The 18,946-nt window shown below is 77.6% G+C and carries 16 protein-coding genes; 11 read left to right on the top strand and 5 right to left on the bottom strand.

Going from position 1 to position 18,946, the window contains the following annotated elements; all coding sequences use genetic code 11:
- Positions 1 to 12: 12 nt before the first annotated feature.
- The 7 genes from ACI78R_RS18525 (at position 13) to ACI78R_RS18495 (ending at position 9,778) form a co-directional block, all read left to right on the top strand.
- The gene (locus ACI78R_RS18525; RefSeq protein WP_457041820.1) at positions 13 to 438 is read left to right on the top strand and encodes a cupin domain-containing protein; all 426 of its coding nucleotides are present in this window, start codon (positions 13 to 15) and stop codon (positions 436 to 438) included.
- A complete protein-coding gene (locus tag ACI78R_RS18520) occupies positions 435 to 1,721 on the top strand; it encodes a beta-ketoacyl-[acyl-carrier-protein] synthase family protein (protein ID WP_457041819.1) in 1,287 nt (428 codons plus the stop codon). Before ACI78R_RS18525 ends, ACI78R_RS18520 begins: the two co-directional genes overlap by 4 nt.
- Positions 1,718 to 2,962 (top strand): beta-ketoacyl synthase N-terminal-like domain-containing protein, encoded by a 1,245-nt coding sequence (locus ACI78R_RS18515; protein ID WP_457041818.1) that lies wholly within the window; start codon positions 1,718 to 1,720, stop codon positions 2,960 to 2,962. Before ACI78R_RS18520 ends, ACI78R_RS18515 begins: the two co-directional genes overlap by 4 nt.
- On the top strand, positions 2,959 to 5,478 hold the full coding sequence (locus tag ACI78R_RS18510) for an FAD-dependent monooxygenase (RefSeq protein ID WP_457041817.1): 2,520 nt from the start codon (positions 2,959 to 2,961) through the stop codon (positions 5,476 to 5,478). Before ACI78R_RS18515 ends, ACI78R_RS18510 begins: the two co-directional genes overlap by 4 nt.
- 85 nt (positions 5,479 to 5,563) lie before the next feature.
- Complete coding sequence (locus tag ACI78R_RS18505; RefSeq protein ID WP_457041816.1) at positions 5,564 to 8,248, top strand: hypothetical protein; 2,685 nt, start codon at positions 5,564 to 5,566, stop codon at positions 8,246 to 8,248.
- Positions 8,238 to 9,062 carry an ABC transporter ATP-binding protein gene (locus ACI78R_RS18500; RefSeq protein WP_457041815.1) on the top strand — a complete coding sequence of 275 codons (825 nt, stop codon included), beginning with the start codon at positions 8,238 to 8,240 and terminating at the stop codon, positions 9,060 to 9,062. Before ACI78R_RS18505 ends, ACI78R_RS18500 begins: the two co-directional genes overlap by 11 nt.
- A complete protein-coding gene (locus ACI78R_RS18495; RefSeq protein WP_457041814.1) occupies positions 9,062 to 9,778 on the top strand; it encodes an ABC transporter ATP-binding protein in 717 nt (238 codons plus the stop codon). The genes ACI78R_RS18500 and ACI78R_RS18495 overlap by 1 nt, the downstream gene beginning before the upstream one ends.
- Here ACI78R_RS18495 and ACI78R_RS18490 read toward each other — a convergent pair.
- The gene (locus tag ACI78R_RS18490) at positions 9,775 to 10,851 is read right to left on the bottom strand and encodes an alkene reductase (RefSeq protein ID WP_457041813.1); all 1,077 of its coding nucleotides are present in this window, start codon (positions 10,849 to 10,851) and stop codon (positions 9,775 to 9,777) included. The two genes, ACI78R_RS18495 and ACI78R_RS18490, sit on opposite strands and share 4 nt — an antisense overlap.
- A gap of 73 nt (positions 10,852 to 10,924) precedes the next feature.
- Between ACI78R_RS18490 and ACI78R_RS18485 the strand changes: the two genes are divergently transcribed.
- Both ACI78R_RS18485 and ACI78R_RS18480 read left to right on the top strand, forming a co-directional pair.
- The gene (locus ACI78R_RS18485) at positions 10,925 to 11,803 is read left to right on the top strand and encodes a hypothetical protein (protein WP_457041812.1); all 879 of its coding nucleotides are present in this window, start codon (positions 10,925 to 10,927) and stop codon (positions 11,801 to 11,803) included.
- Positions 11,804 to 11,975: 172 nt separating this feature from the next.
- A complete protein-coding gene (locus tag ACI78R_RS18480) occupies positions 11,976 to 13,457 on the top strand; it encodes a DUF222 domain-containing protein (RefSeq protein WP_457041811.1) in 1,482 nt (493 codons plus the stop codon).
- Between the two features lie 126 nt (positions 13,458 to 13,583).
- Here ACI78R_RS18480 and ACI78R_RS18475 read toward each other — a convergent pair whose 3' ends face one another.
- Positions 13,584 to 14,378 carry a hypothetical protein gene (locus tag ACI78R_RS18475; RefSeq protein ID WP_457041810.1) on the bottom strand — a complete coding sequence of 265 codons (795 nt, stop codon included), beginning with the start codon at positions 14,376 to 14,378 and terminating at the stop codon, positions 13,584 to 13,586.
- An 85-nt stretch (positions 14,379 to 14,463) separates the two neighbouring features.
- Positions 14,464 to 15,339: an ABC transporter ATP-binding protein gene (locus ACI78R_RS18470; RefSeq protein WP_457041809.1), complete on the bottom strand. Its 876-nt coding sequence runs from the start codon at positions 15,337 to 15,339 to the stop codon at positions 14,464 to 14,466.
- Between the two features lie 181 nt (positions 15,340 to 15,520).
- Between ACI78R_RS18470 and ACI78R_RS18465 the strand changes: the two genes are divergently transcribed.
- Both ACI78R_RS18465 and ACI78R_RS18460 read left to right on the top strand, forming a co-directional pair.
- Complete coding sequence (locus tag ACI78R_RS18465) at positions 15,521 to 16,666, top strand: sensor histidine kinase (protein WP_457041808.1); 1,146 nt, start codon at positions 15,521 to 15,523, stop codon at positions 16,664 to 16,666.
- Positions 16,663 to 17,337 carry a response regulator transcription factor gene (locus ACI78R_RS18460; RefSeq protein ID WP_245794789.1) on the top strand — a complete coding sequence of 225 codons (675 nt, stop codon included), beginning with the start codon at positions 16,663 to 16,665 and terminating at the stop codon, positions 17,335 to 17,337. Before ACI78R_RS18465 ends, ACI78R_RS18460 begins: the two co-directional genes overlap by 4 nt.
- A gap of 73 nt (positions 17,338 to 17,410) precedes the next feature.
- Here the strand turns inward: ACI78R_RS18460 and ACI78R_RS18455 are convergent, their stop codons facing one another.
- Together ACI78R_RS18455 and ACI78R_RS18450 are read right to left on the bottom strand one after the other, a co-directional pair.
- Positions 17,411 to 18,196: a thioesterase family protein gene (locus ACI78R_RS18455; RefSeq protein ID WP_457041807.1), complete on the bottom strand. Its 786-nt coding sequence runs from the start codon at positions 18,194 to 18,196 to the stop codon at positions 17,411 to 17,413.
- Entirely contained in the window at positions 18,193 to 18,897 is a 705-nt protein-coding gene (locus ACI78R_RS18450; RefSeq protein ID WP_457041806.1) for an SDR family oxidoreductase, read from the bottom strand. Before ACI78R_RS18450 ends, ACI78R_RS18455 begins: the two co-directional genes overlap by 4 nt.
- Between the last annotated feature and the right edge of the window lie 49 nt (positions 18,898 to 18,946).

Here is an 18,946-nt window from a genome sequence, read left to right as displayed (position 1 = left end):
CCGAGGAGAACCATGACGACCATCCAGCACGCGCCGGCCACGCCGACGCGGTGCGGCCCCACCGTCTCCCGCGCCGACACCCCGCCCAACCGCCGGCGCGGCGGGGACATCCGCGTGCTGCTGTCCCCGGCCAGCGTCGGCTCCACCGCCGGCTTCATGGGGACGCTGACCCTGCAGCCCGGCGAGGTGGTGACCGAGCACTGGCACCCCTACTCGGAGGAGTTCCTCTACTGCCAGACGGGTGACGTCCTGGTCACCCTCGACGGCGAGCCGCGGCGGCTGGTCGCGGAGTCGGCGGTGCACATCCCGATCGGGGTGCGGCACCGGATCGAGAACGACTCCGCGACGACGGCCGAGTTCGTCTTCCTGTGCGGCCCGCTCGCGCCGCGGCCCGAGCTCGGCCACGTGGACACCGAGCTGCCGCCGGGCGTGCGGTGAGCACCGGCCGGCGGCGGGTCGTCGTCACCGGGATCGGGGTGGTCGCCCCCGGGTCGATGGGCCGCGAGGGCTTCTGGGACATGATCACCGCGGGCCGGACGGCGACCCGCCGCATCACCTTCTTCGACCCGGCGCGCTTCCGCTCGCAGGTGGCTGCGGAGGTCGACTTCGACGGGCGCAGGCTGGGGCTCACCGCCCAGGAGGTGTTCCGCACCGACCGCTTCGTGCAGATGGCGATGGTCGCCGCCGACGAGGCGGTGGCCGACAGCGGGCTGGCGTTCGGTGCCGACGACGGGCCCGACCCCGACCGGGTCGGCGTGACGCTGGGCAGCGCCGTCGGGGCGACGATGCGGCTGGAGCAGGAGTACGTGTCGGTCAGCGACGCCGGCCGGCTGTGGGAGGTCGACCCCCGCTACGCCTCCCGGTTCCTCGCCTCCGCGCTGGTGCCGAGCTGCGGCGCCACGGAGCTCGCGGTGCGCTTCGGCGCGCACGGGCCCGCGACCGTGGTGTCCACCGGCTGCACGTCGGGCATCGACGCCGTCGGCTACGGCGCGCAGCTGGTGGAGGACGGCGACGCCGACGTCGTGATCGCCGGGGCCAGCGACGCGCCGATCTCGCCGATCTCGATGGCCTGCTTCGACACCATCCGGGCCACCACCGACAGCAACGACGACCCCGAGCACGCGTCCAAGCCGTTCGACGCGCGGCGCAACGGGTTCGTCATGGGCGAGGGCGCGGCGGTGCTGGTGCTCGAGGAGCTCGGCCGCGCCCGCGCGCGCGGCGCGGAGGTGTACTGCGAGGTCACCGGCTACGCCAACCGCTGCAACGCCTTCCACATGACCGGGCTGAAGCCCGACGGCACCGAGATGGCCGAGGCGATCACCGTCGCGCTCGGCCAGGGCCGCACCGACCCCGACGAGGTCGGCTACGTCAACGCGCACGGCTCGGGCACCAAGCAGAACGACCGGCACGAGACGGCGGCGGTGAAGAAGAGCCTCGGCCCGGCCGCCGGACGGGTGGCGATGAGCTCGATCAAGTCGATGGTCGGGCACTCGCTCGGCGCGATCGGGGCGATCGAGGTGGCCGCCACGGCGCTCGCGGTGCAGCGCGGCGTGCTGCCGCCGACGGCGAACTACGAGGTGCCCGACCCCGAGTGCGACCTCGACTACGTGCCGCGGACGGCCCGCGAGCAGAAGGTCGACGTCGCCATCTCGGTGGGCAGCGGGTTCGGCGGGTTCCAGTCGGCGATCGTGCTGGCCGCACCCACGCGGAGGGAGTCGTGACGGGGCTGCTGGTCACCGGGATCGGCGTCGTCGCCCCCACCGGGGTCGGCGTCGAGGAGCACTGGGCGTCGCTGGTCCGCGGGGAGCCGGCGATCCGGCCGGTCGAGGGCTTCGACTCCGAGCGCTACGGCGTCCCGCTGGCCGGGCAGGTGCGCGACTTCGTCCCGGCCGACCACGTGTCGCCGCAGCTCATGGTGCAGACCGACCGGTGGACGTGGATGTCCCTGGCCGCCGCCACGCTGGCCGCCGAGGACGCCGGCTACACCGCGCCGGAGGACGTCTACGCGACGTCGGTGTTCCTGGCCTCGGGCTCGGGCGGCAACGAGTTCAGCCAGCACGAGATCCAGGGGCTGTGGGCGAAGGGGCCGCGGTCGGTGGGCGCCTACCAGTCGATCGCCTGGTTCTACGCGGCCTCGACCGGACAGGTGTCCATCCGCGACGGGTTCAAGGGGCCCTCAGGCGTCGTCGTCAGCGAGGGCGCCGGAGGGCTGGACAGCATCGGCTGGGCCCGGCGGGTGGCCCGCCGCGGCACGCCCGCGGTGCTGGTCGGCGGCACCGAGGCGGGCCTGTGCCCGTACGCGGTGCTCTGCCAGGCCACCGGCGGGCGGCTGTCGTCGGCGCAGCGCCCCGAGGACGCCTACCTGCCCTTCGACCGGCGGGCCGACGGGCACGTCGTCGGCGAGGGCGGGGCGATCCTGCTGCTGGAGGAGCCCGGGGCGGCCGCCGCCCGCGGGGCGACGAAGGTGTGGGGCGAGGTGGCCGGCTACGCGGCCACGCACGACGCCCACCACCACGAGGACCCGGCTCCCGACGCCGTCCAGTACGCGCGGGCGATCCGGCTGTCGCTGGCCGACGCCGACGTCTCGCCGGACGAGGTGGACCTGGTCATCGCCGACGGTGCCGGCGTGCCGGAGCTCGACCGGCTCGAGCTCGAGGCGCTCGGCGCGGTGTTCGGCGGGCGCACGACCCCGGTGCCGGTGACCGCGCCGTCGTCGTTCACCGGGCGGCTGATGGCCGGCGGGTCGGCGCTCGACGTCGCGACGGCGCTGCTCGCGATGCGGGACGGGATCGTGCCCGGCACCGCCTTCCTCACCGACCCGGTCGAGGCGCCGGCCGGGGTCGACCTGGTCACCGCCGGGCGCGTGCGGGACCTGTCCACCGTTGTCGTCCTCGCGCGGGGCGCCGGCGGCTTCAACAGCAGCCTGGTGCTGCGCCGACCCGCGGGAGGACCCACGTCATGACGACCCTGGAGGAGCGGCCGGCCACCACGCACGACGGCGCGGTGCGCACCCTGCTGCGGATGCGCGTGCGGGAGGGCTGCGAGCAGGCGTTCGAGGAGGCGTGGCGGGAGGCGGCCGCGCAGATCGCGACCGTGCCGGGCAACGTGCGGCAGGAGCTGCTGCGCGACGCCGCCGACCCGCGCACCTTCCTCGTCGCCGCCGACTGGGCCGACCGGGCGGCGGTGGACGGCTTCGGCCGGTCGGAGGCCCGGGAGACGCTCACCGCTGCACTGCGCGACCTGCGCGAGGACGCCGACCGCAGCACGTTCGAGGTGCTCTACGGGATCACCGGCGGCGAGCAGGCCTCGCACGTGCGGGTGGACATCAGCACGAAGGTGGCGCCCGGCGAGGAGGAGGCGTTCGAGCGGGCCTACGCCATCGTCACCGACCGGCTGCGCGGGACGAAGGGCCTGATCCGCGAGGAGCTGCTCCGCGAGCCCGACTCCGACCTCTACCACATCTTCGCCGAGTGGGAGTCCGACGAGGACTTCCGCAACTGGGTGGAGGACCCCTCCCACGCCGACCAGAGCGGGCCGCTGATCCGCTGGCTGTCGGTGTTCTTCCAGCGCAAGCTCTACGAGATCCGGTTCCGCCCGCAGGAGGCCGGCGTGCGCGGGATCCGGGCCGCCGCCGCGCCCCCGGTCCCGGCTCCCGCTCCCGCCACGGCGGCGCCCGCGGCCCCGGCGGCGGCTCCGGCTCCGGCTCCGGTGGAGGCCCCGGCCGAGGTGCCTGCCCCGCGGGCGGCGGTGTCCGAGCCGGTCACCGCGCCGATCGACCTCGGCTCGCTGCCCTCCCCCGTGCCGGCGCCGCCGGCCGCCCGCACCCGGGCGGCGTCGGAGGTGCTGGTCGTCGGCGCCGGCCCGGCCGGGCTGACCGCCGGCATCGAGCTGGCCCGCCGCGGCGTCGCCGTCCGCGTCGTCGACAAGCGGCCGGAGGCCTCCACCCAGGCGGACAGGGCGATCGGCATCCACTGCCGGACGATGGAGATCTGGGAGGACCAGGGCGTCGTCACCGAGGCCATGGACGCCGGCAGCTGGCTCTACGGCCAGACGGTGTTCGTCAACGGGAAGCGGACCCACCAGGTCGACTGGTCGGGGCTGGAGGAGCTGCCCTACGCCCACCTCGGCCTCCCCCAGTACGAGACCGAGCGCATCCTCACCGGCCGGCTGCGCTCGCTCGGCGTCGAGGTCGAGCGCGGGGTCGAGCTCACCGGTTTCACCCAGGACGACGAGGGCGTCACCGCGACACTGACCCACTCCTCCGGCGACGTCGAGGCGGCGCGGGCGGCGTACCTGGTCGGGGCCGACGGCGCGTCGAGCGCGGTGCGCGCCCAGCTCGGGCTGCGCTTCGAGGGCGGGCTGTCGATGTTCCCGCAGCTGTTCATGCTCGGCGACGTCGACGTCGACTGGGAGATGCCGCCCGGGCACCTGGTGCGCTGGGTGCGCATCGAGGACGACGGCGACTTCACCGGGATGCTGGTCTGCGTCCCGCTGCGCGGCCGGAACCGTTACCGGGTGGCCACGCTGGCGCCCAAGCGGCTGCAGGACACGATCGGCACCGGCGTCGTCCCGCCCGGGTTCTGGAAGGAGTACGACCCGCCGGGGCTGGCCGACATCCAGGCCGCGATCGACGACCTCGGTCCGGCCGGGACGACGGCGAGCAACCTGCGCTGGTCGTCGATCTTCCGGATCAAGCACGGCATCGTCGACCGGTACCGCGAGGGCCGGGTGTTCGTGGCCGGCGACGCCGCGCACCTGCACCCGCCGGCCGGCGGGCAGGGCATGAACACCGGCATCCAGGACGCGTGGAACCTGTCGTGGAAGCTGGCGCTGGCCGTCCGCGGGGAGGCCTCGCCCGGCCTGCTCGACAGCTACGACGCCGAGCGGCGCCCCGCGGGCAAGGCGATCGTCGACCGGGCCGTGGCCATCGCGTTCACCGACGAGATGGACATGGAGGACGAGAAGGCGCAGTTCCTGCTCGAGATGCAGATGACCATGAACTACGCCGGCAGCCCGCTGGTCGGCGAGGACGCCGGCCGGCCGGGCGCGCGCGACGGGTTCGACGGCGGTCCGGAGCCGGGGCACCGGGCGCCGGACGTGACGGGGCTGCGCCGGTTCGGCGTCGCGCACGACCTGCGGGTCTTCGACCTCACCCGCGGGACGCACGCCACGCTGCTGCTCTCGGCGGACGGCACCACCGACACCGGCGCGCTGGAGGAGCTGGCCGCGGCGGTCCGGCGCGACACCCGGGGGCAGGTGCGGCCCTACCTGGTGCTGGCGCCGGGCACCGCCGTCCCGCCGCTGGTGGAGCTGCCGGTGCTCACCGACCCGGACGGCCGCTTCCGGGCGGCCTACGGGATCACCGGCGCGGGGACGGCGGCCTACGTCGTCCGTCCCGACGGGCACGTCGGGTTCCGCGCCCGGCCGGTGCGTGAGGACACGCTGCGGGAGCACCTGGCCGGCGTCTACGCGCTCTGATCCCACCGTCCCCGCCCGTTCCTCCCGGCACGCCGTGGCGCGTCGGGAGGAACGCGGGTGTGGCGTCCGCCACTACGGTCCGCCCATGACGACGGCCCGGCGCCTGCTGCGGCGGCTCCGGGTGGCGCTCGTCCCCGGCGGCGGCCAGGCGCTGGCGCTGGCCGCACTCGCCGCGCTGCTGGCCGCGGCGCTGGTGTCGGCACCGCTGTTCCTCGCCGCCGCGGAGGAGGGCGCCTGGCTCGGGGAGCGCGGCCGCACCGACGAGGCGGACCTCGGCGCCGTCCTGGACACGACCACCGTGCCCACCAGCGGCGCGCCCTCCCCCGCCCGGATCGGCCGCGCCGGCGAGCTCGACGAGGGCGTGACCGCCGCGGTCGCCGCCGCCGGGCTGCCCGACCCGCGGCTGCAGGTCCGGCTGCGCGAGCCGCTGCTCGCCGAGGGCCCGGGCGGCCTCACCGGCCTCGAGCTGCTCTCGCGCACCGGGTGGGAGGAGCAGGTCGACTTCGTGGCGGGCGGCCCGGGCGACGGCGTCGCCGTCCCGCGGCGGCTCGCGGAGGCCACCGGCCTCGCGCCCGGCGGGGTGCTCGAGGCGACGTCGGCGCAGGGGCTGCCGGTGTCGCTGCCGGTGACCGGCGTCTACGCCGAGCCGGTCGCGCCGCTGCCCGCCTACTGGGCGGAGCAGGCGTCGCTGTTCGTGCCGCGGATCCGGAAGGTGACCGGGCTGCCGATCCCCCGCCCGCCGGTTCTGCTCGCGCCGCGGGAGGTCGTCCTCGGCACCGCGACGGAGCTGCAGGTCGACCTCTTCCTCCAGTGGCGGGTGGCGGTCCCCGACGGCATCGGCACCGACGGCGCCCGCGACGTCCTCGCCGGGGTCGACGGCCTCCGCGACGCGCTCGCCGACCCCGCCTCCCCGGTCGGGCGGCTCACCGCGCAGGAGGACGTCGCCCGGCCCACGCCGCGCAGCGGGCTCGGGGACGCGCTGGTCGCCGTCGACGACACCGTCGCGCTGCTGCGCTCCCCGGTCCGGGCGGTCGGCGCGGGCGCGGGCCTGACCGCGCTGGTGCTGGTCGGCGCCTGGGCCGGGCACCGGGTGCGTCGCCGGGAGGACGAGCTGCGCCTGCTGCTGGCCCGCGGCGGCTCCCCCGTGCGGGCGGCCGGGCAGGCGGTGCGGGAGGCGCTGCTGCCGGTGCTCGCCGGGACGGCGGCGGGCGCGGCGGCGGGGTGGCTGCTGGTGCGGCAGTTCGGGTCGGCGCCGCGGTTCCCCGCGGGGACGCTGCCGCCGGCGGCCGCGGTCCTCGGCGCCGGCGCGCTGGCCGGTCTCGCCGTCCTCGCGCTCACCACCGCACTGCTCGTCGCCCGGCTCGACCGCGGCGGCCGCCCCGCCCCCGCGCGGCTGCCCTGGCTGGCGGTCACCGCCGCGGTCACCGCCGTCGTGGCGGTGCCGGCGGTGGCGGGTGCCGACACCGGGGCCGCCGGCGACGACGGCGGGGGCGGACTCGGCGTCCTGCCGCTGCTGCTGCCGCTGCCGGTGGCCGCGGTCGTGGCGGGGCTGCTGACCGCCGGGCTGTCCCGGGTCGGCCGGGGCGCCGGGCGGCGGCTGCCCGCCCCGGCCTTCCTGGCGGTGCGCCGGGTGGCGGCCGCGAGCGGCACCAGCCGGCTGGTCGTGGTGACGACGGCGGTGTCGCTCGGCCTGGTCGTGCACGCCACCACGCTGGCCGGGTCGGCCGAACGCACGATGGACGCGAAGGCGGCGGTCGCGGCGGGCGCGGAGACCGTCGTCCCGCTGCTGCGGCGCACCGACGAGCCCGGACCCGTTCCCGCGGGAACGGCGCTGGTGTCCACCGAGACCGGCGTGACGCTCTCGCCCGGCGACCTCGACGCCGACCTGCTGGCCCTCGACCCCGCCGAGGTGGCGGGCGTGCTGCGCTGGGACGACGGCCTCGCCGACCGGCCCGTGCGCGACGTGCTCGACGCCCTCGCCGGCTACCAGGGCGACCGGGTGCCGGTGCTGCTCGCCGGCCCGCTGCCCGACGACGCGCTCGGCGCCCCCGGCACCGACCTGGTGCTCACCCGGGTGCGGTCGTACACGCTGCCGCTGGAGGTGGTCGGGCGGGTGGCCGCGTTCCCGGGGCAGCCGTCGCGGACGCCGCTGGTGGTCGCCGACCGGGGCGCGGTGGAGGCCGTGCTCGCGGCGGGCGGGCGCGACCCGGTACAGCTGCTCGACCGGCAGGTGTGGGCCGGCACCCCGCCCGGGGTGCTGCTGCCCGAGCTGGAGGCCGGCGGGCACGCCTTCGACCGCGAGACCGTGACGACGGCCGGCGCCTTCGCCGCCCGGCCCGCGGCGCGGGCGCAGCTGTGGTCGCTGGAGTACCTGCGCGCCGTGGGGCTCGCCGCCGGGGCGCTGGGCCTGCTCGGCGTGGTGCTGCACGCCCTGGCCCAGCAGCGGCGGCGCCGGGTGGCCGCGGTGCTGCTGGCGCGGGCCGGGCTGCGGCGGCGGTCCGCGGACCTCGCGGTGGCGCTGGAGACCGGCCTGCTCGCCGGGCTCGGCGCCGCGGTGGCGGTCGCGGTGGCGCTGCCGGCGTCGGCCCTGGTGGTGCGGCTGCTCGACCCCGACCCGGGCGTGCTGCCCGGGCCCGTGCTGGCGGTGCCGGCGGGCACGCTCGCCGTGGTGGCGGCGGGGGTGGCGGCGGTCGCCGGGGTGTCCGCGGTGCTGGCCGCGCGCGCCCGCCGGACCGCCGACGCCGGGCTGGTGGTGCGCGGTGCGCCGTGACGCGCCGGCCGCCCGGTGCGAGGGGCTGGTCCGGATCTACCCGTCGCCGAGCGGGGAGGTGCACGCGCTCAAGGGCGTCGACGTCGTCGTGCCCGCCGGGCGGCTGACGGCGGTGACCGGCCCGTCGGGGTCGGGCAAGAGCTCGCTGCTGCGGATCCTCGCCGCGCAGGACCGGCCGACGGCGGGCGTGGCGGAGGTGGCCGGCACGTCGCTGACCGGCCTGTCCGCGCGGCGGCTGCGGGCGCTGCGCCGCCGCGAGATCGGCTACGTCTTCCCGCGGCCCGGGCAGAACCTGCTGCCGCACCTCACCGGCACCGAGCACCTGGTCCTGGCCGGGCGGCTGCGCGGGATGGGCCGCCGCGAGGCGGCGCGGCAGGGCGCCGAGCTGCTCGACGTGCTGGGCCTGGCCGACCGGGCGGGGCACCTGCCGGCGGAGCTGTCCGGCGGGGAGCAGCAGCGGCTGGCGCTGGCCCAGGCGGTGCTCGGCCGGCCGGCGCTGGTGGTCGCCGACGAGCCGACCAGCGAGCTGGACTCCGCGACGACCGGGCAGCTGCTCGCCGCGGTCGCCGAGCTCACCCGCGACGGCACGAGCGTCGTCATGGCCACCCACGACCCGCAGGCCGCCGCTGCCGCCGACCGGGTGGTGCACCTGCGGTCGGGGGCGGTGGCGCACGAGGAGGTCGCCGGGCGCCGGCTCGCGGTGGTCGACGGCGAGGGCCGGGTGCAGCTGCCCGAGGAGGCCCTGGCGCGGTTCCCGGACCGGCGGGTCGCCGTCGAGCTCACCGCCGACGGCGTGCTGCTGCGGGAGCCGTGATGGCCGGCGTGCACGCGGCGGGCGTTCCCGCTGCCGGCGGACCCGCGGCGGGCGGCGCCTCGCTCCGCGGCACCGGCCTGCACCGGACTCACCGGCGCGGCCGCGAGGAGGTGCACGCGCTGCGCGGCGTCGACGTCGCCGTCGCCCCCGGAGAGGTCGTGGCGCTGCTGGGCCGCTCCGGGTCGGGCAAGACGACGCTGCTGCACTGCCTGGTCGGCTGGGAGCGCCCCGACCGGGGCGAGGTCACCGTGCCCGGCGCCCGCTCCCCCGGCGAGGCCGACTGGAACACCCTCGCCGTCGTCCCGCAGCGCCTGGGCCTGCTCGACGAGCTGACCCTCGCCGACAACGTGGCGATGCCCGCCCGGCTCGCGGGCGCCCCCGACCCGCGGGCCGCCGCGCTCGACGGGCTGGAACAGCTGGGGCTCGGCGCCCTGGCCGACCGGCTGCCCGACGAGGTCTCCCTCGGCGAGCAGCAGCGCACCGCGCTGGCGCGGGCGCTGGTGCTCCGGCCGGCCTTCCTCGTCGCCGACGAGCCGACCGGCCGGCTCGACCAGGAGCTGTCGGTGCACGTGCTGGGCGTGCTGCGCGCGTGCGCCGACGCGGGCACCGGGGTGCTCGTCGCCAGCCACGACCCCCTGGTCGTCGCGGCGGCCGACCGGGTGGTGCGGCTGTCGGACGGCCGGGTGGTCGGGGCCGGCGACGAGGCGGCCGGCTAGCCCGCGCGCAGCGCCGGGTAGTCGGTGTAGCCCTCGGCGCCGGACGCGTAGAACAGGTGCGACCGGATCTCGTTCTCCGGGTGCTCGCCGGCCCAGCGCTCGACCAGGTCGGGGTTGGCGATCGCCGCCCGGCCGACCGCGACGACGTCGGCGTGCGCGGCCTCGATGAGCGCCAGCGCCTCCTCGCGGGTGGTCACGCTGCCGAAGCCGCTGTTGGCCATGAGGTGCCCGCCGAACCGGCGGCGCAGCTCCTGCACCAGGTCGCCGGCCGGCTCGCGGTGCAGCACGGAGAGGTAGGCCAGGCCCAGCGGGCGCAGCTGGTCGAGCAGCGCGCCGTAGGTGGCGAGGACGTCGTCGCGGTCGGTCTCGAGGGCGTCCTGGATGTCGTGCTCGGGCGAAGTGCGCAGCCCGACGCGCCCGGCGCCGATCGCCTCGGCGACCGCGGTGACCACCTCGACCACGAGCCGGGCGCGGTTCTCCGGGGAGCCGCCGTACACGTCGTCGCGGACGTTGGAGGCCGGCGAGAGGAACTCGTGCAGCAGGTAGCCGTTGGCGCCGTGGATCTCGACGCCGTCGAGGCCGGCCTCGCGGGCCCGCTCGGCGGCGCGCGCGAAGTCGCGGACGACGTCGCGGACCTCGTCGGTGGTGAGGGCGTGCGGCACCGGGTAGGCCTGCTTGCCCTTCTCGGTGTGGCCCTCGCCCTGGATGGCGATGGCGCTCGGGGCGACGACGCGGCGGCCGCCGTTGACGTCGGGGTGGGTGACGCGGCCGCCGTGCATCACCTGCATGACGATCCGGCCGCCGCGGGCGTGCACGGCGTCGGCGACGCGGCGCCAGCCGGCGACCTGCTCGTCGGTGACGATGCCGGGCTGGCCGACGAACGCCTGCGACTCGTGGACGGGATAGGTGCCCTCGGTGACGATCAGGCCGATGGAGGCGCGCTGCGCGTAGTGCTCGACGACGAGGTCGCCGGGGACGCCGGAGCTGCCGGAGCGCATGCGGGTCAGGGGCGCCATGGCCACGCGGTTGGCGAGCTCGAGGTCGCCGAGGGTCACGGGGGAGAACAGGTCCACGGGAGGTTCCGACACCGCGCGGGGCCGCGTTCTTCCGGGGTGCGGGCGGCGTCACACCCGGCACGATGGGCCGGTGAGCCCGCTCGCCGCCGCCGTCGAGGGCTGGTCACCCGGCCCGGTCACCGACACCGCCGTCGTCGCGCCCGGGCCCGCGGCGGCCTTCGCGGCGCTGCTCGACCGCCCCGCCGACGCGCCCGCGGAGGGCGACCCGCTGCCGCTGGGCTGGCACTGGTTCACCTTTGTCGAGCGGCCGGCCACCGCCGACCTCGGCGAGGACGGCCACCCGCGAGAAGGCCACTTCCTGCCGCCGCTACCGCACCGGCGCCGGATGATCGCCGGCGGCCGGTTCGAGGCCGTCGCCCCGCTGGTCGTGGGCTCGACGGTGGAGCGGACGTCGTCGCTGGCCCGCTGCGAGGTCAAGGCCGGGCGCAGTGGCGAGATGCTGCTGGTCACGGTGCGCAGCGAGTTCCGCTCGGCGGGGCGGCTGCTGCTCATCGAAGAGCAGGACGTCGTCTACCGCTCCCAGCCGGGCGGGTCCTCACCGGCGCCGGCGGGTGCCGGGGTGCCGGGCGTGGACGGCGACACCTCGGTGGACCTGGTCCCCGACGAGGCGCTGCTGTTCCGCTTCAGTGCGCTGACCTACAACGCGCACCGCATCCACTACGACGCGCCGTACGCCACCGGCGTCGAGGGCCATCCCGGGCTGGTCGTGCACGGCCCGCTGCTGGCGCTGCTGCTCCTGGAGGTCCCGCGCCGCGCCATGTCGGAGAGGTCCGCTCCGGACCGGTCCGTCACGTCCTCCACCCACCGGCTGGCCCGCCCGGTGTACGTGGGCACGGCCGTCCGGGCGACCGGCCGGGCCGACGGGGAGCGGTGGTCGCTGTCGGCGGGCGCGGTCGGCGGGCCGGCGTCGATCACCGGCACCGCCACGCTCGGACCGCTCCCCTCCTGACGCCGGGGGCTCTGCGCATCACACCAAGGGCTCAGCGCGTTTCCGCGGGAACGCCTCCCCGCAGCACGGTCCCACCCGACGGCGTTCCTGCGGGAACGCCCTCAGGCCGCTGAGCTGCGGTTCTGTCAGTGGCTGGGTCTAGCGTCCCGAACACACGTTCGAGGAGGACGCCGTGACCGAGCACCATCCCGCCGCCGAGACGGAACTGCCGCTCGACGAGCTCGCCGAGCGCATCACCGGCGCCGCCGTCCGGCTGGCCGCCGCCACGGCGGAGTGGCTGCTGCTCATCGCCCAGTTCGACCGGCGCGAGGGCTGGGCGGGCCACGGTCTCCGGTCGTGCGCGCACTGGCTGGCCTGGCAGTGCGGGCTGTCCCCGGGCACCGCACGCGAGCACGTCCGGGTCGCCCGTGCCCTCACCACGCTGCCCGGGATCCGCGGCGCCTTCACCGCCGGCCGGCTGTCCTACTCCAAGGTCCGCGCCATGACCCGCGTCGCGGCCCCCGAGACCGAGGCGGCTCTGCTCGATCTCGCGCGCGAGGCCACCGCCGCGCAGGTGGAGCGGGTGGTCCGGGGGTGGCGCCGCTCCGACGCGGTCGAGGCCGGCACCGTCCGCGAGAAGCGGCGCTTCGAGTACTGGTGGGACGACGACGGGATGCTGGTCGTGCGCATGCGCCTCGATCCCGAGCAGGGCGCGGCCTTCCTCACCGGGATCGACTCGCCGGCCGAGCGCGACGCTCGCCGCGACCGGGCCGCCGCCAAGCGAGCGGCCGCCGCAGCGGCGGCCACCACCGCGGAGGACGGCATCACTCCGGACGGCGGGACCTCCGACAGCGCGGGGAGCCGGACCGACGACGAGCCGCTCGACGAGGTCGCGCTGGCGCGGGAGCGGACGGCCGAGCGCCGCTGCGCCGCCGTGGCCCGATTGGGCGCCGCCGCACCGGAGGCCGACCGCCGGGCCGGCGACCCGCCACGACGCGAGGTGGTCGTGCACGTCGACGCCGCCGTGCTCGCCGACGACGCCGCAGCGGGTCGCGCCTACCTGGAGAACGGGCCGGCCCTGCACGGCAGCCAGGTCCGCCGGATGCTCTGTGAGGCCACCGTCGTCACGATGCTCGAGCGGGACCGCGAACCGCTGGCCGTCGGCCGGGCGCGGCGTCTGGCCACCCGGGCTCAGCGCCGGGCGCTCGTGCGGCGCGACGGCGGGTGCATCCGGCCGGGCTGCCCCGAGACCCGCCCCGAGCGGCTGCACGCCCACCATCGGCGGCCCTGGTCGGCCGGCGGGAGCACCGACATCGACAACATGGCGCTCCTCTGCGACGCCGACCACGGCCTCGCGCACGACCTCGACCTGCGGATGAGCCGGCGCGGCGGCGAACTGGTCGCCGTCACACCGGACGGCCGCCGGGTGTGGGCCCGTGGCGACACCGCCTTCACCGCGGGCGTCGAGGCGGGCGTCGAGCTCCTCGATGCCGCGGCCCCGGACGCCGAGCGCGGGAGCGTCCTGCGGCTGCTGCCCGGTGGGGACCGGCAGCTGCCCGGGACGCTCGCGGTCGGCGGGGAGCGGATGGACCTGGGCTACGTCGTCGGGGTGCTGCTCGGCAACCGCGACCTGGAGCGCCGGCTCGCAGCCGAACGCGGCGGACGGGCGGCCTGATCCGCCCGGCGTTCCCGCGGGAACGCGCGCCCGCACATCGCGCCGGAGCCCGTGGGGAGCCGGACGAGGACGCGCCCAGGGTGGCCGGAGCAGCGGCTCCGGCCACCCTGGACGGGACGTCGTCGGTCAGGCCACCGCGCGGCGGCGGGTGACGACGGCCCCGGCGGCCAGGCTGACTCCCAGCCAGCCGGCGAGGACCAGCAGGGACTGCGTCGGGGTTCCGCCCTGCGCGAGGGTGAGCACGGCCTCGGCCGGGTCGAGCCTCGAGCCGACCTCCGGCTTGAAGGTGCGCACCAGCGGCAGCACGCCGAGGACGACCAGGTAGAAGGACGTCAGCGCGGCCGGGGTGTTGGCCAGCGCCGCGCCGACCCCGGCGCCGACCAGCGCGAACACCGCGCCCGCGGCGACGACCACCCCGAGCGCGCGCCCGGTGCCGTCCCAGGACACGTCGCCGGCGAGCAGCGCCAGAGCGCCGGTGACGAGCGCCGCGGACACCGCCGCCAGCACCGCACCGAGCAGCCCGACGGCCGCCGCCTTGGCCGCCAGCACCCGGCCCCGGCGCGGGACGAGCAGGTAGGTCGTCTGCACGGTCCGGTGGCTCCACTCCCCCGCGGTGGACAGCACGCCGAGGGCGACCAGGACCAGGCCGGTGAGCATCCCCATCACGCCGATCGGGCCGGTGACCGACCCCAGGTCCTCGGTGCTGGCGGACGCGATCAGCGCGGTCGCGGCCGGCGCGAGGAGGGCGGCCGCCGCGGCCAGCGACCGGCCCGAGCGGGTGGACAGCGACTTGCGGACCTCGACGCCGACCAGCGTGGCGGCCGACGGCGCCCCGGAGCGGACGGGCGGACGGGCGCCGGATGGGGACGCGGCGGGAGGAGCGCCCCGGGCGGGGAGGTCGGCGGGCAGGACGGTGGCCATGACGGTCTCCAGGGAGGGGGGTCGGGTCGGGCGCGGAAGGAGTCGGGATCGCCGCGGGGAGAGTCGGGACGGGCGGGGGGAGGGCTCAGGCCGCGGCGGTGAGCTGGAAGAACAGGTCCTCGATGCCGCGGCGGACGGGGCGCAGGTCGGTGAGCACGAGGCCGGCCGCCGCGGCGACCGCGCCGACCTGGCCCGGCTCGGCGCCCGGCACCACGAGGGCGCCGTCGGACCCGTGTTGCACGTGGAACCCGGCCGTCTCGAGCGCCCGGGCCAGCGCCGCGGGATCGGTGGCGCGCACCGCGGCGCCGTCGCCGCCGAGCAGGTCGCCCACCGGGCCGTCGGCCACCACCCGCCCGGCGCCGATGACGAGCAGCCGGTCGACGGTCGACTCCACCTCGCCGAGCAGGTGCGAGGACAGCAGCACCGTGCCGCCGCGGGCCGCGTGGCCGCGCAGCAGGTCGCGCATCCAGCGGATGCCCTCGGGGTCCAGGCCGTTGGCCGGCTCGTCGAAGACCAGCACCGGCGGGTCGGCCAGCAGCGCCCCGGCGATGCCCAGCCGCTGCCGCATGCCGAGCGAGTAGCCGCCGATGCGCCGGCCGGCCGCCGCGGTGAGCCCGACCATCCCGAGCACCTCCTCCACCCGTGCCGCCGGCACGCCGACGACCGAGGCGAGCAGCCGCAGGTGCGTCCGGCCGGTGCGCCCGGGGTGGACGGCGGAGGCGTCGAGCAGGGTGCCGACGACGGCGCCCGGGTTCGGCAGACCGGGGTAGGCCCGTCCGTCGAAGGAGGCGCTGCCCGCGGTCGCCGGCACGAGGCCGGTCATCATCCGCATCGTCGTCGTCTTGCCCGCGCCGTTGGGCCCGAGGAAGCCGGTCACCGTGCCGGGCTCGAGGGTGAAGGACACGTCGTCGACGACGGTCCGGGCGCCGTACTGCTTGGTCAGTCCGCTGACCTCGATCATCACTGCCTCCGGGCTCTCGCTGCGGTCACCGGAGAACCTGCCGCCCGGGGGCGGGTCCCGCGTCGGCCGGAGGCGGCCGATCCGGGTCGACGGACGGCGTCGCCGTGTCGTCCGGGCGTGGACACGGGGCCGCGCCGGACGGACGACCCGCGGACGCCGCCGGCCGACCTACGCTCCGCCCATGGGGTCCCGGCAGCGCGTGTGGCCGGGCCTGCGCGCGCGCAGCATCGGCTTCGAGGCGTTCGTCGCGCTGCTGGGCGCCGGCACGGTGACGGTCGGCGTCGTCACCCCGGAGGCGCGGCTGACCGCGGACGCCGTCCTGCTCGTCGGCGGCCTGCTGCTGGTCGCCACCCTGTTCCTGTTCCGCCGGTCGGCGCCGGTGGTGCCCTTCGTCGTCAGCGCGGTCCTCGGGGTGCTGGTCCCGGCGCTGGTGGTCGGCATGCTGCTCACCGCCTACGCGGTCGGCCGCTACGAGGGCCGCTGGCCGGTGCGCGCGGCCGCCGGCGTCCTCGGGACGGTCGCGCTCGTGCAGCCCTGGGCGATCGGGACGCCGGACGAGGCGGTGGGCGCCCTCGGCGGGGTGGCCATCGCCCTCGTGCTGCCCGCGGCGCTCGGCATCTGGCAGCGCACCCGCGCCCAGCTGCTCGCCGCGCTGCGCGAGCGGGCCGCGCGCGCCGAGGCCGAGCGGGAGCGGCTGGCGTCGGCCGCGGTGCTGGCCGAGCGCACCCGCATCGCCCGCGAGATGCACGACGCCGTCGGGCACCGGGTGAGCCTGATGGTGCTGCAGGCCGGCGCGATCGAGGTGGCCGCCGCCGACCCGGACCGGGTGGAGCAGCTGGCCGGGCAGGTGCAGACGGCGGGGCGGCAGGCACTCGAGGAGCTGCGGCAGATGGTCGGGGTGCTGCGCGCCGGGGAGGTCGACGAGGCCGCGCCGCTCGGGCCGCAGCCCGGCCTGCCCGAGCTGCCGCGCCTGGTGGCCTCCGCGCGGGAGGCCGGCATGGACGTGGGCTGGACCGGCCCCGCGGAGGGGACCGCCCCGGTCGACCCCGTCGTCGGCCGGGCGGCGTACCGCATCGTGCAGGAGTCGCTCACCAACGCCGGGCGGCACGCCCCCGACGCGCCGGTGCAGGTCACCGTCGAGCGCCGTCCGGACGAGCTGCACGTGCGGGTGGTCAACGGCCCGCCCGCCCGCGCGGCGGAGCCGGTGCCCGGCGGCGGCTTCGGCCTGATCGGGCTCGGCGAGCGGGTGCGCACCCTCGGCGGGCGACTGAGCGCCGAGCCGCGCCTCGACGGCGGCTTCTGCGTCGAGGCGGAGCTGCCCGCGTGACCGGGGACGGGCGCCGCATCCGGGTGCTGCTGGTCGACGACGAGGAGCTGGTGCGCTTCGGCCTGCGCACGGTCCTCGAGGCCGCCGGGGACATGGACGTCGTCGGGGAGGCCGGCGACGGCGCCGCGGGGGTGGCCGCGGCGCGCGAGCTGCGGCCCGACGTCGTGCTCACCGACGTCCGCATGCCCGGCATGGACGGGCTGGCCGCCACCCGCGCGATCCTCGCCCTGCCCGACCCGCCGCAGGTCGCCGTCCTGACCACCTTCCACGTCGACGAGTACGTCTACGCGGCGCTGGCCGCCGGGGCGGCGGGGTTCCTGCTCAAGGACACCCCGCCGCGGCAGATCGCGGCCGCCGTCCGGGCGGTGGCCGACGGGACGGCGACCCTCTCCCCCGCCGTCACCGCCGGGCTCATCGCCTCCTACGTCGGCAGCCGGGCCACCCCGCGGCGGGCGGAGGCGCTGCAGCGGGTGGCCGCCCTCTCCGACCGTGAGCGCGAGGTGCTCGTCCTGCTCGGCAGCGGCGGCTCCAACGCCGAGCTGGCGGGCCGGCTGTTCGTCAGCGAGGCCACCGTGAAGACCTACGTCTCCCGGCTGCTCACCAAGCTCGACCTGGCCAACCGGACGCAGGCTGCGATCCTCGCCCACGAGGCCGGCCTGCTCGAGGGCTGAGACCCGGGTGCCCGCTCACCGCGGGCCCGCTCAGCGCGAGCCCGCTCAGCGCGAGCCCGGTCAGCGCGGCCCCTCAGCGCGAGAGCAGCCGCCGGGTCTGGCGGGCGCGGGCCACCAGCGCGCCGTCCTCCGTGCGCAGCTCCGCCTCGTCGACGGCGACGGCGTCGTCGGCCCAGGTGGTCACCTGGTCGACCAGCACCCACGCGCCCGTCGCCGGCGGCGGGCCGGCCAGGTGCGCGGTGAGCTCCACGGTCGGCATCGCCGCGGGGGCCGTGCGGACGGCGAACAGCGACGGAGGCAGCGCGTCGAGCAGGACGCCGAGCTGGACCAGCGGCGGGAGGTCGCCGTCGATGCGCACCCACGCGGTCAGCCGGGGTTCGTCCCCGCCGGCGAGCGGGCGCGACGTCCCCAGGGCGCGGATCGCCGTGTGGTCGGCGATCGGCACCAGGTCCCGCGGCAGCGCGAACGGCACCCCCTCGGCCACGGGCGGGACCGGCACGGACGGCCCCGGGACCGGCGGCCGGGCGACCGTGAGCACCTGGGCGACGGCGGCGAGCCGGCCCGCCTGGTGCAGCGTGGCGCGCACGCTCCCGGTCGTGCCGGCCCGGTCGAGCACCGCCCCCACGACCGCCGGCACACCCGGCTCGACGCCGGCCAGCAGGTGGGCGGAGACGGTCCGCGGCGCGGCGCCGGTGGCGTCGGCCGCCGCGGCCAGCAGGTGCCCGGTCACGAGCCCGCCCTGGACGTGCGTGAACGACCGCCAGCTCGGGTCCACCACCAGCGTCGGCGCGAGGACGTCACCAGCGACGACGTCCTGAGCGCCCGACCCCACGACGCCCGGGGCCACGACGGCGGTCACGACGCCACCGCCGGCAGCGCGGGGTACAGCGCCGCGACGCCGCCGGCCAGGCCGGCCTGCACCCGGCGGCTGACGTCGTCGGCCAGGACCTCGTGCGCGCCGGCCGCGACGCCGTCGAGCGCGGCACGGACGACGTCGGCCGGGGCGGACTTGGGGGCGTCGATGCCGGCGGTCATGTCGGTGTCCACGTAGCCGACGTGCAGCGCCGTCACGCGGATCCCGCGGGGCGCGAGCTGCTGGCGCAGCGCGTTGGTCATCGCCCACGCCGCCGACTTCGACGCGCAGTAGGCGCCGGTGCCTGGGAAGGCCAGCCAGGACAGCGCGGAGAGCACGTTGAGCACCCCGCCGCCGGCCGGCAGCTGCGGCAGGAAGGCCCGGGTGACGGCGAGCGGGCCCAGGTAGTTGACGTCCAGCTCGCGCTGCACGTCGGCGAGGTCGCCGGTGAGCAGGTCGACCCGGGAGTCGATGCCGGCGTTGTTCACCAGCAGCGTCACGTCGCCGGTGGCCGCGGCCGCCGCCGCGACCGACGCCGGGTCGGTCACGTCCAGGGCCACCGCCTTCGCGCCGGGCAGGTCGACGGCGTCGGGGTCGCGCGCCCCGGCGTACACGGTGGCGCCGCGGGCGAGCAGCTCGAGGGCGAACGCCCGGCCGAGCCCCCGGTTGGCGCCGGTGACGAGGGCGGTGGTGGCGGCGAGGTCCACGGTTCCTCCTGAGGCGTCGGTTGGACCGTCCAACCGAGGCGTCAGGACC

The sequence above is a fragment of the Geodermatophilus sp. SYSU D01106 genome (genome assembly GCF_054049995.1).
Note: the sequence above shows the minus strand (reverse complement) of the source record. Positions and strands in the feature narration are given on the sequence as shown.

Bases quoted from the DNA above. Each gene is read 5' to 3' on its own strand.
- ACI78R_RS18465 (WP_457041808.1), top strand. From the start codon at position 15,521: ATGGGGTCCCGGCAGCGCGTGTGGCCGGGCCTGCGCGCGCGCAGCATC.
- ACI78R_RS18470 (WP_457041809.1), bottom strand. From the start codon at position 15,339: ATGATCGAGGTCAGCGGACTGACCAAGCAGTACGGCGCCCGGACCGTC.
- ACI78R_RS18475 (WP_457041810.1), bottom strand. From the start codon at position 14,378: ATGGCCACCGTCCTGCCCGCCGACCTCCCCGCCCGGGGCGCTCCTCCC.
- ACI78R_RS18505 (WP_457041816.1), top strand. From the start codon at position 5,564: ATGACGACGGCCCGGCGCCTGCTGCGGCGGCTCCGGGTGGCGCTCGTC.
- ACI78R_RS18495 (WP_457041814.1), top strand. From the start codon at position 9,062: ATGGCCGGCGTGCACGCGGCGGGCGTTCCCGCTGCCGGCGGACCCGCG.
- ACI78R_RS18510 (WP_457041817.1), top strand. From the start codon at position 2,959: ATGACGACCCTGGAGGAGCGGCCGGCCACCACGCACGACGGCGCGGTG.
- ACI78R_RS18525 (WP_457041820.1), top strand. From the start codon at position 13: ATGACGACCATCCAGCACGCGCCGGCCACGCCGACGCGGTGCGGCCCC.